General features: G+C 63.0%; 2 protein-coding genes. One reads left to right on the top strand and one right to left on the bottom strand.

Annotated elements, in window-relative coordinates:
* Nucleotides 1-18 precede the first annotated feature (18 nt).
* The gene (locus M2375_RS14125) at nt 19-729 is read right to left on the bottom strand and encodes a response regulator transcription factor (protein ID WP_259168213.1); all 711 of its coding nucleotides are present in this window, start codon (nt 727-729) and stop codon (nt 19-21) included.
* A gap of 440 nt (nt 730-1169) precedes the next feature.
* On the opposite strand from M2375_RS14125, the gene M2375_RS14120 reads away from it, so the two are divergent.
* Nucleotides 1170-11771, top strand: a complete 10602-nt coding sequence (locus tag M2375_RS14120; RefSeq protein WP_259168212.1) for a putative Ig domain-containing protein — start codon at nt 1170-1172, stop codon at nt 11769-11771.
* The last annotated feature ends 2 nt before the right edge of the window (nt 11772-11773 follow it).

Genomic DNA, 11773 nt, shown 5'->3' with positions numbered 1-11773 from the left:
GGGGGTGACAGCGCGGGCTCACTCAATCATTCCCCGAGCACGCGCTTCGCGCACGGCCATCATGCGCGAGGAGACGGCCAGCTTGCGGTAAATGCGCTTGACATGGCTCTCCACGGTGTGGCGGGACAGATGCACTTCATCGGCAATCTCTCGGTTGCTCATGCCATCGGCCACCAGGCGCAGTATCTCGGCCTCCCGGGGCGTCAGGCCCACATCGGGCTCAGCGCCGTGGGCGCTGGCAGCCGTGCCATCGGCGGCCTGGGGCGCGCGCAGCGGCAGCAACTCCAAAATGCGCCTGGCGATAAAGGGGTCGATGGGCGCGCCCCCTCGCAACACACTGCGGATGGACAGCATCACTTCAAAATCATCGCGCTGCTTGAGCACATAGCCGGTCGCGCCGGCGCGCAGCGCGCTGAGAATCATCTCCTCCGAGCTCCAGGCTGACACCACCAGAATGCCCAGGCCTGGGTCATCAGCCCGCAGCTGCTCGATCAAGCTCTGCCCATTGCCATCGGGCAGGCGTAAATCCACCAAGGCCAAGCCCACAGGGCCCTCAGCCACTACCGCCCGCGCGGCGGCCAAGGTAGCGGTAAAGATCAGCGCATCGTCGTCGTAGCCCAATTGGCGCAGCACCTGGCGCAGGCGTTCTTGCAAGAGCGGCTCATCCTCCACCACCAGCACCGGGACGGGCAAAACAGCATCTTCAACAGGCAAGGAGGGTTCGAGCATGGGCAGTACAACGCGGGGTAGACCCCGCGATGGTAGGCGAGCGGGGAAAAAATGCTATCCCTGAAACTGGGGAATTTGCGTTGGATGGGCGGACGTCAGGGAGATGCGGGCCCTGGTCATGATTTGAAAAACCGACGGCGTCTGCAAATGCGAGGGAGTTCTGCAGAGGTTTCCAAGGCATGGGACACGCCTATTTATTTTTGAATAGCTGGTAAAAGAAATGGCGCCAGTTTCTGCTGTAAGAAATTTATAAGTTAAGAAACTATAAGTAAATGTAGTTCTTTTTAAAAACAGTGATAGAAAGAAACAAAGGTTTCAAGCGAGAATGGCGCCCATTTCTATAATTGAGCGACGGGCGGGGTATGACAGGTCATCTGGGTACGTATCGACAAAAACTGCAGCTGCAACAAAAAATAATTCAGGTAAGCATTATTTTGATAGTGGCCTGGTTTTTTCTAGGCTTGGGCACCGCAGCAGCGCAAAGCCCTGGTTTTACGGTAGAGCGGGTAAGTCTTTTCATCAGCGATGGTGTGCTGGCGGAAGAAATACGCCAGATTCCTGCCCCCACCTCAAGCCCAGCGCCGCTCAACAATGGCCTGACCCTGGTCCGTGCAGAAAGCACCAGCGCTGGCGCGGGTGTGGTGCAGTGGAAGTGGTTGCTTCGAAATGCGTCGGCATCCCCACTCGACCACCTAAGAATCACCGGCTTCGTCGATATTGACCAAGATGCCTCGGATAACACCTTCTTCAATGAATCCGTCTCAGCCCCGGCGCTGACGGCGCCTGCTGGCCATATTGCGGCCGACCGCTGGGAAGCCGGAGAAATGGGTTATTGGGCTGGCTCCTTGCTGGCGCGCGCCGCTGTCGGCGATCTCAGTAACCGCAGCCAAGCGCCTGCCGCCGGGGAGGATATGGCCATTGCCCTGTCCGCCCTACCTGGGCAGTTGGCACCCGGGCAAGAACTCAGCGTGTGGCTGATGCTGGGCGACCAGGACAATGCCGGTGCTGCGCAAAATGACCTGGCATCGTCGCGCAAGCATTTTGCGCAGTTTTATGTGTTCAAAGGTACGGCCCCGGATACCCGTGCGCAGGTGGATTACGCCGTTACGCAAACCGTCACCAACACCCAGTACAAGCGGGGCGAGCTGGTGCAGTTCCAGGTGGTAGTCAGTAACCTCGGTCTGGCCGCAGGCAGTGGTGTGACCTTGAGCAGCACGGTGCCTGCGTCTCTGACCGATGTGCAGTGGGTTTGCAAGGCCCAGGGCCTGGCCGCCTGCGATGCAACGCTTGGCACCGGCCACCAGCTGCGGGTGGATGCCCAGGTGCCGGCTGGCGCTGGCAACCAGGTGGTGGTGACGGTGACGGGCAAGGCGACGGCAGACGGGGTGCTGACACACCGTGCCTCGGTGGCGCCTACGCACACCGATACCGTGGACACCAATGCGGCCAACAATGACAGCGTCGTGCAGGTCAGCGTCAGCTCTGCAGCGGGGGCGCAGGCCGATTTGGCCGTGTTCAAAACCACCAGCACGCCCAACGTGCTGCCCGGCGGCAAGCTGGCCTTCCAGCTGGTGGCCGTCAACCATGGCCCGGCGGCAGTCAGCGCAGCGCGGCTGGAAGACCTCATGCCCTCGGGTGTGGACGAGGTGCGCTGGACCTGTAGCGCACGGGGCGGTGCCGTATGCGGGGCAGCGGCCGGGCAGGGCGCGGATATCCGTGTGCCAGCCGCGATGCCCGTGGGCGCCTCCATCACCATCGACGTGACCGGCGTTATGGCGCAGGCCGGGGGACCGCTGGTCAATACCGTGACCGTGGCGTCTGAGCTGCCCGATCCGCTGCTGTCCAACAACCGCGCATCGGCCTCCATCAACGCGCCTGTGGGGGCGCTTGCGTCCATTCCCACCCTGGGATGGCTGGCGCTGTGCTTGCTGTCGGTATGTACCTTGCTGGTTGGCGTGTTGTGGCTGCAGCACAAGGGCGGCAGGGGCAGTCTGCGCGGCTGGACCCTGGGCTTGCTGCTGGTGCTGGGCCTGGGCGCGGGCGGTGATTCGCACGCCATCTTTGTCAATGGCGATTTTGAAAACCAGACCGTGGCGGGCTGGACCAAGCGCTTTGGCCTGAACCCGGGTTTGACCGGTGTGCCACCGTTCCAGGTGACCGATGTCCGCTTCAGTGGCGGTGGGGTGGAGAAGGTGACCGTGGTGGATGGCCGCTTTGACCCGCGTGCGCCGCAACTGGTGCTGCCGCGCCAAGGCAATTTCTCGGCCAAGGTCAATGACGATGACAACGGCGCACATATCAACGAGATCAGCCAAAAGGGCGTGATTGCCGAAACCGACCGCGACCCGGGCGATGGCAAGCTGCACCTGCGCTTCAGCTACGCCGCTGTGCTGGAGGACCCGGGGCATGAACCCACGGGCCAGCCCTACTTTTTTGTCGAGATCAAGGATTTGACCAAGGGCCAGACGCTGTACTACGACTTTGCCTTTGCCAACCAGCCCGGCCGCGTGTTCTACACCACGATCTACAAGGGCAGCAAATGGGTGTCCACGCCCTTTATCGATGTGGACCTGGAGGTGCCCGACAGCAGCCTGGGCAACGAGCTGCAGATCCGCGTGGTGGGTGCCGACTGCGCCCACAGCGGCCATGGTGGCTATGTCTATGTGGACGCCTTTGGCTCGGTCAGCATTCCCCCGCAAGGCGCCTGCGTCAATGACCTGCAGCTGCGCGCCAAACCCGGCAATGTGCAGCTGACCTGGGCCGATACCGGCGCTGCCAGCTATGCGGTCTACCGCGCTGACAAGCTCGAAGGCCCTTATGTGCGCCTGGGCACGACCCAATCGCGCCACGCCACCTGGCTGGATCGCACGGTGCAGCCGCAAACCACCTACTACTACAGCATCCGCGCGCTGGATGTGGATGGCAATGCGCTGTGCAGCTCTGGCGAGGTGGCCACCTATGTGCCTGCGCATTGGAGCGTGGGCGACCCGGTGAACCGCCCGCCGATCTTTACCAGCCAGCCCTTGCTTGGCGGGGATGTCCGCCAGCTGTATGAATACCAGGCCACGGCCATCGATGCCGATGGCGACCCGCTCAGCTACCAGCTGATGTACGCCCCGGTGGGCATGGCGGTGGATGCCGCCACGGGCAAGATCAGCTGGCAGCCGGGCTTGATGGGGGATTTCCGCGTCAACCTGCAAGTGAGCGACGGCAAGGGGCTGCTGGCCAGCCAGGCCTTTTCCATCCATGTGGTGGATGGCAACCTGCCACCGCAGATCACCAGCCAGTTCCCCGCCAAGGTACCTGCCGGTGTGAGTTTCTCCCACCAAGTGGAGGCCACGGACCCCGAGAAAGGCCCGTTGCAGTACACCTTGGGCAGCCAGGCGGCTGGCATCGGCATCGATGCGTCGGGCCGAATCTCCTGGACGGATCCCCAGCCCGGCACCTATCCGCTGGTGATCCAGGTCACTGACCAGTACGGTGCCCGCGATGTGCAGCGCGTGGTGGTGGCCGTGCAGGCGTTTCCGGAATTTAGCAGCCTGCCCGTGGTGACGGCGACCGTCGCCCAGCCCTATACCTACCAAGCCCTGGCCAGCGACCGGGATGGTGACCCTATCGTCTACAGCGTGCTCAGCGGCCCTGCCGGCCTGGTCATCAGCCCCAGTAGCGGTGCCGTGACCTGGCCATCGCCGGTGGCGGGCGCAGCAGCGGTCGTCTTGGCCGCCACTGATCCGGATGGCAACCAGGGCAAGCAAAGCTTCAGCATCCGCGTGACGACAACGCCCAACCGGGCGCCGGTGTTTACCGCCACGCCGGTCACTTATGTGGCCTACCCTGCCACCTACAGCTATACCGCCTCGGCCAGCGATGCCGATGGCGACAACCTGGGCTGGAAGCTGCTGCAGGCGCCGGCCGATATGAGCATCAACGAGCGCACGGGCGCGATCGCCTGGAAGTTTGCCAGCAACGTGGCCGGCAAGTTTGCGGTGCGTGTGCTGGTGGACGACCGCCGTGGCGGCCAGACCGAGCAGGCCTTTGAGATCCAGGTGCCCGTGTATGGCAACGGCGCGCCCACTATCACCAGCCGCCCGCCCAGCCAGGTGCGCGCTGGCGCTGTCTACAGCTATACGGTCAGTGCCTCTGACCCTGAGGGTGAGGTACTCAGCTACCGCTTGGCCTCCGGGCCCGCCGCTGCCAGCTGGGCGGGCAACCAGCTGAGCTGGGCCACCAGCGCAGCCGATGTGGGCGTGCATGCGCTGCTGATCGAAGTGGCCGATACCGCCGGCAATGTGGCGCAGCAGAACTGGCAATTGGAAGTGCTGCCCGCCAGCGGCAACCAGCCGCCGGTGATCAGCTCCTCCCCCAAGGTGACGGCTGTTGCCGGTGGGGTGTACGAGTACCAGGTGGTCGCCTCTGACCGCGATGGTGACCCGCTCAGCTACCGCTTGCTGACCGGGCCGGCCGGCATGGCGGTGTCTGCCACCGGCAAGCTGGAATGGGCCGTGCCCGCAGGCTTTGCTGGCAGCGAGACGGTGGAGGTTCAGGTAGCCGACGGGCGCGGTGGCGAAGTGACCCAGGCCTTTGCGATTGGCGTGGGCATTACCGCCAACCGGCCGCCGCTGATCAATTCGACGCCGGTTGCAACGGGTACTGCAGGTGCGGCCTACAAGTACCAGATCCTGGCGACTGACCCCGATGCGGATGTGCTGACCTACACGGTCTCCACCAGCGAGCCCGGTATCACCGTGGATGCGCAGACCGGCTTGGTCTCTTGGGCCGTTCCCGCAGGCGCGAGCGGGCAGGCGCAACTGACCGTGCTGGTGACCGATGGCAAGGGTGGCACCGCATCGCAAACCTATGCGATTGGCGTTGGCCAGCCCGGCAACCGCCCACCCCGGGTGACCACGCAGCCGGGCACCAGCGCGGTTTCGGGCGCCAGCTATGCCTATGCGCTCAAAGCCGTGGATGCCGATGGGGACACCCTGGTCTATGCCTTGACGGAGTTCCCGCAGGGCATGCTGATCGACAGCAGCACGGGTGCGATCCAGTGGCCCATTCCTGCCGATGTGGCAGGGCTGGCGCCGGTAACGGTCGAGGTGACGGATGGCAAGGGCGGCATCGCCACCCAGGGCTATGCCATCTCGGTCTCCGGTGCTTCCAACCGCGCGCCGGCATTCAGCTCCACACCAGTTACCTCGGCCACGGCCGGCGCCGCTTACGCCTATACGGCGCGGGCGACCGATCCGGATGGCGATGCCATCAGCTATTCGCTGACGTCTGCACCCGCAGGCATGGCGATCCATGCCACCTCGGGTGCCCTTACCTGGATGCCCACCTTGGCGCAAGGCGGCAGCCATACCGTGGCCGTGCGCGCGACCGATGCCAAGGGTGCCTATGCCACCCAAAGCTTTGGCATCTATGTGCAGCTGCCTACCAACAACCCACCACAAATCAGCAGCAAGCCCACGCTGCGCTGGGCCCCGGGCGTGCCCTACCAGTACCAGGTCACGGCGACGGATCCTGAAAGCGACCCGCTCACCTATGCGCTGGACAAGGCCCCCGCCGGCATGGCCATATCCGCCAGCACTGGCCTGCTGACCTGGAACAGCCCGGTGCTGGGCAGCCATGCGGTAGAGATCAAGGTGCAGGACACGCGCGGCGCCTATGTGGTGCAAAGCTACACCCTGCAGATTGCGGCCAACCGCGAGCCGGTCATCACCAGCGCGCCCGTGCCATCTGCGGCCATCGGCGCGCCCTATGCCTACCAGGTGGTGGCCAACGATCCCGATGGCGACTTCCTCACCTACCGGATGAGTGGCGCACCCGCTAGCTTGACCCTGTCGGCTGCGGGCCTGATCTCGGGCACGCCCACCGCCCAAGGCACGCATGCCATCACGGTGACGGTGTCGGACGGCCAGGCCTCTGTTACCCAGAGCTGGACCTTGCGGGTGACCGAGCCCGCAGCGGGTGGCCCGCTGGAGGCGGGCGTGACGCCATCGCCCAAGTACCTCAACCTGGGTGAGTCCACCAGCTTGCAGGTGTTTGCGCAGGGCGGCACGGCCCCCTACACCGTCAGCAGCCTGACCGTGAACGGCCGCGCTGTGACCGTGGATGCCGCCTACCGCGCCACGTACACGCCCACCGCGATGGGCAAACACAACCTGCGCCTGACCCTGCGCGATGCCAAGGGCAGCAGCGTGACGGTGGACGACTGGTTTGGCGTCAAAGACCCCAGCGATGTGCTGGCGCCGCTGGCGGCCATCACCGCGCCGGGCAGCTCGGACGACATCACGGTCACCGACGTGTTTGAGCCCACCGCCATCATCGGCACGGCCTCGGATGCGAACCTGGGCGAGTACCTGCTGATGATCTCGCCCGCTGGCCAGAACCAGTGGAGCAAGCTTGGCGGCGGCACGGCCAGCGTGACGGCGGCCAAGCTGGGCGATCTGAACCCCCAGACCTTGGCCAATGGCCTGTATGACCTGGGCCTGATCGTGCGCGATATCTCGGGCCATGAGACCAGCGCCAAGGTGACGGTGGCCATCAGCGGCGAGCAAAAGGCCGCGCCACTGCAGCTGACCTTTACCGACATGGCGTTCGAGATTGAAGGCCTGCCGCTGACCGTGCGACGCAGCTACGACTCGCTCAAGCGCGCGCAGCGCATGGACTTTGGTTACGGCTGGTCGGTGGACTACCAGGACGTCTGGTTGCAGACCAATGGCGTGCCGGGCCGCTCCTGGGTGATGCAGGAGACGGGTTCGGGCTTCAGCCGCAAGATCTGCGTGCGGCCTCAGGGCTCGCGCGTGGCATCGGTGCGTTTGCCCGATGGCAAGCTGGAACAGTTCGAGCTGCGCGCCAGCCCCGAGTGTGTGAGCGTGCTGGAATGGGCCTCCAACCCCAATGTCAGCCTTGCCTTCAGTGCCAAAGCCAGCAACAAAAGCGGCAGCAAGCTCGAAGCGCTGGGCTATGGCGATCTGCGCCTTGCTGGCGGCGATCTGTTCGACATGGGCATGACGGAGACCTTCAACCCCACGCAGTACAAGCTGACCACCTTGGATGGCATCGAGTACATCCTGAACAAGGACTTTGGCATTCAGCAGATCAAGGACCGCAACGGCAACACCCTGCAGTTCACGCGCAGCGGCATCAGCCACTCTGGCGGCTGGGCGCTGGCCTTTACACGCGATGCGCAAGGCAAGATCAGCAAGATCAGCGGCCCGGGCGGCCAGGTGCTGAACTATGGCTACGATGCAGCGGACAACCTGACCTCGGTGGTGGACCAGACCAACGCGGTCTCCGACTTCCGTTACGAGAACGCCAAGGTGGCGCATGGTCTGACCAGCTACACCGATCCGCTGGGCCGGCTGGCGCTCAAGACCACCTACGACGACGCCGGGCGCGTGCTGAGCCAGACCGATGCGACCGGCAAGGCCGTGACCGTGAACACCGACAACACCACGAAAAAGCAGACCATCAAGGACCGCAACGGCAACACCACCGTGTACGACTTTGATGACCGGGGCAATGTCACCCGCGTGGTGGATGCCGCAGGTGGCACCACCCAGTACGCCTATGACGCCAATGACAACGAGATCGAGGTGATCGATGCGCTGGGCCGCAAGACCACGCGCAGTTACGACGCTTTCGGCAATGTCACCAGCGAAACCGACCCCGCTGGGCGCGTGACCAAGACGGCTTTCAACGCACAAGGCAATGTCAGCACCATCACCGATGCCGCTGGCAACATCACCACCAATGGCTACAACGCCAGCGGTGATCTGACCGCCATCACCGATGCCGCTGGCAAGGCCTTTGGCATGGGCTACAGCCCCACAGGCAGCTTGAGCAGCATGACCGACAAGGCCGGCAATGCCACCCGCTACACCTATGCCAAGATCAATGGCACCACGCTCAAGCAGAGCGAGACGGCACCGGACGGCACCGTCACCACCTATGCGTATGACAGCGCAGGCAATGTTGCATCCACCACGCGCGCCATCGTCACCCAGCCGGGCCAGCCCGCCACCACCGTGGTGGACAAGACCAGCTACGACGCCAAAGGCAATGTCACCAGCCGCACCAATGCGGTGGGCGACACCACCAGCTACCTCTACGATGCGGCGGGCCAGCTGCTGCAAGAGACCGACAGCCAGGGCCGCAAGACGGCGCATGAGTACAGCCTGCGCGGTGAAAAGGCCAAGACCACCTACCCCGATGGCAGAGTGGAGAGCTGGGTCTATGACAACAACGGCAACGAAACCCAGAGCTGCAGCGGCAGCCTGTGCACGCGCACAACCTACGATGCACTGGACCGTGCCACCAAGCTCACCGATCCGATGGGCTTTGTCGTAGAGAGTGTGTATGACGCAGCGGGCCAGCTCACCTCCAGCAAGGATGCGCGCGGCAACAGCACGGCGTTTGAATACGACCTGGCAGGCCGGGAAACCAAGCAGACCAATGCCGCAGGTATTGCGGTGACGCGCGAGTACGACCTGGCGGGCAACCTCGTCAAGTCCACCGATGGCTTGGGCCAGGCGACGGTTCACGTCTACAACAACACCCAAAAGCGCAGCAGCACCACCTTGGCCAATGGCGCGGTGACGCAGTTCGCTTATGACGCCAATGGCGTGCTGCTGAGCGAGACCAACCCGCTGGGCCATACCTACCAGTTTGGCCACGACCCGCTGGGCGCCCTCAAGACCGTGACCGACCCGCTGGGCAAAGTGACTGGCTACAGCTGGAACGGCAGCAACCAGCTGCTGACCCAGACCGACGCCAACAGCCACACCACCCGCTATGGCTACGACAGCGCTGGCCGGCGCGTGGCACGCACCTTGCCGGGCGGCAAGAGCGAAGGCCTGGTCTACGACAGCGAAGGCCGTCTGGTGAGCCGTACCGACTTTGACGGCAGCCAGACCATCTACAGCTATGACGTGGGCGGCAAGCTCAGCAAAGTCACGCGCAGCGATGGCCGCAGCCTGACCCAAGGCTATGACAGCGTTGGCCGCATGAACAGCCAGACCGACACCGCCTATGGCAGCCTGAACCTGACCCTGGATGGCAATGGCCGCACCACCCGCGAGGCCTGGGCCCACAGCAGTCTGGGCACCAGCTTTAACGCCACCGTGGACTACGCCTGGGATGCCAACAGCAACCGCACCCAGGTCAGCACCTCGGGCCAGGCCATCAAGGCCAGCTACAACACGCTCAACCAGCTGGACACCCTGACCCACCCCGACGGCAGCACCACCCGTTTTGCCTACGACAACGCCGGCAACCGGGTGCAGGTGACGCGGGCCGACGGCAGCACCAGCGACTACCAGTACAACGCCGCCAACCAGCTGACCGCCGTGCTGCATAAAAAGGCCGATGGTGCCGACATCGCCAGCTTTGTCTACACGCTCAATGCCGCAGGCCAGCGCACCCAGGTGGCCGAACGCATGCTGGAGGTGGGCAGCCCCGCAGCCACGGTAGAGCGCACGGTGCACTACCAGTACGATGCCGCCGGCAAGCTGCTGCAAGAGCAGGTGGCACAAACCGCGCCTGCGGTGTTTGGCTCGACCATCGACTACGCCTACGACCCGGTCGGCAACCGCAGCCGGCGTACCGTCAGCCATAACGGCCAGGTCACCAGCTACCAGTACGACAGCCATGACCGGCTCACCCAAAGCGTGGACAGCCTGAACGGCACCACCAGCTACCAGTGGGACGAGCGCGGCAACCTGGTCCAAAAGGCATCACCTGCGGAGACCACCACCTATGCCTGGACAGTGGACAACCGCCTGGCCAAGGTCAGCACCGGTACCAAAACCGTCGAGTATGGCTATGACAGCAGTGGCCGCCGCATTAAGCGCTTGGTCAAAGAGGGTGCCACCACCACGGAGACCCATTACAAGGTGGACCACCAGCGCGACTACAGCGAGATCCTGGTCGAGAGCACCAAGGTCAACAGCGGCGCCTGGGTCGATACCGTGCATGTGCACACCCCCGATGGCCTGGGCGAGTTGATCGCCAGCACCTCAGCCGGCGCGCAAACACAGCTGTTCAGCGATGGCCTGGGCAGCGTGCGTGTGGCCCAAACGGCTGCCGCCAGCCATGTCTTCAGCTACGACGCATTCGGCATTGCGCTGGGCGCCGCCGAAGGCATGCCTGCCAATGCGGCCGATGCCTCGGCCACCAGCCACCGCTACACCGGTGAATATGCGGACAGCCAGACAGGGCTGCTGCACCTCCGTGCGCGTGATTACGATCCGCAGATCGGTCGCTTTATCTCGATGGATGAGCATCCGGGTGCGAATCGCATTCCGCTGACTTTGAACAAGTACCTGTATGGCAATGCGGATCCGGTCAATATGGTGGATCCGAGCGGGAACTTTGGTTTGGGTGGGATGATGAGCGCGGGGATGAATATCTCGGTCTCGTCGATTGCCCGATTTGCCGTTCATGAAATGATCGTGGATCGGCTGGCTGGGAAAATCGTGGAGGGTATGATTTCATCCGTCATCAAGGGCGGAACGCTGATGCCCTCAGGCAACCCGGGTTTGAATGGGTTCATACAAGCACTAGCGACGCAGTGTTCATTTACGAAGAAAAACTGTTTGGTCGGCAACAAAATCCCTGTGTTATCCACAGGTATGGAATTGCCAATGCATTCTATGCACATAGCTGCTTCCCAATATGGCTTTGGAAATACATCGTCGGGTGTAGGTGTTACATCATCTGTGTTGGTGCGTGGTCAGGGATCGGGTGGGCGCACATGGTACAAAAAAATGCATCCATGTATGCTAGGAAAAGTAGGGGATAAATTGACTTGTGATGAGTATCCATTCTTCTCAACCATGAATGGTGGACTGGCAAACTATAACAACGATACGGTTTCTCTTCAGTTGTTGCCTGGGTGGGAGTCTTCAAGGCAGGGAGGGCTGATGAGTAGCTTTTACTCAAATGCAAAGGTAACGGCAGGAAAACCTTACTTCAGCATTGGAAACACCCTTTTGCCGTCCTACTATATTAAAGATAGAGTTCCACGTCCCTTGAAATAATA

This window comes from Comamonas sp. BIGb0152 (genome assembly GCF_024809975.1).
Classification (GTDB): Bacteria; Pseudomonadota; Gammaproteobacteria; order Burkholderiales; family Burkholderiaceae_C; genus Comamonas.
Note: the sequence above shows the minus strand (reverse complement) of the source record. Positions and strands in the feature narration are given on the sequence as shown.

What these genes read in the sequence shown, in the direction of transcription:
- M2375_RS14125 (WP_259168213.1), bottom strand. Translation starts at nt 729, where the DNA reads ATGCTCGAACCCTCCTTGCCTGTTGAAGATGCTGTTTTGCCCGTCCCG.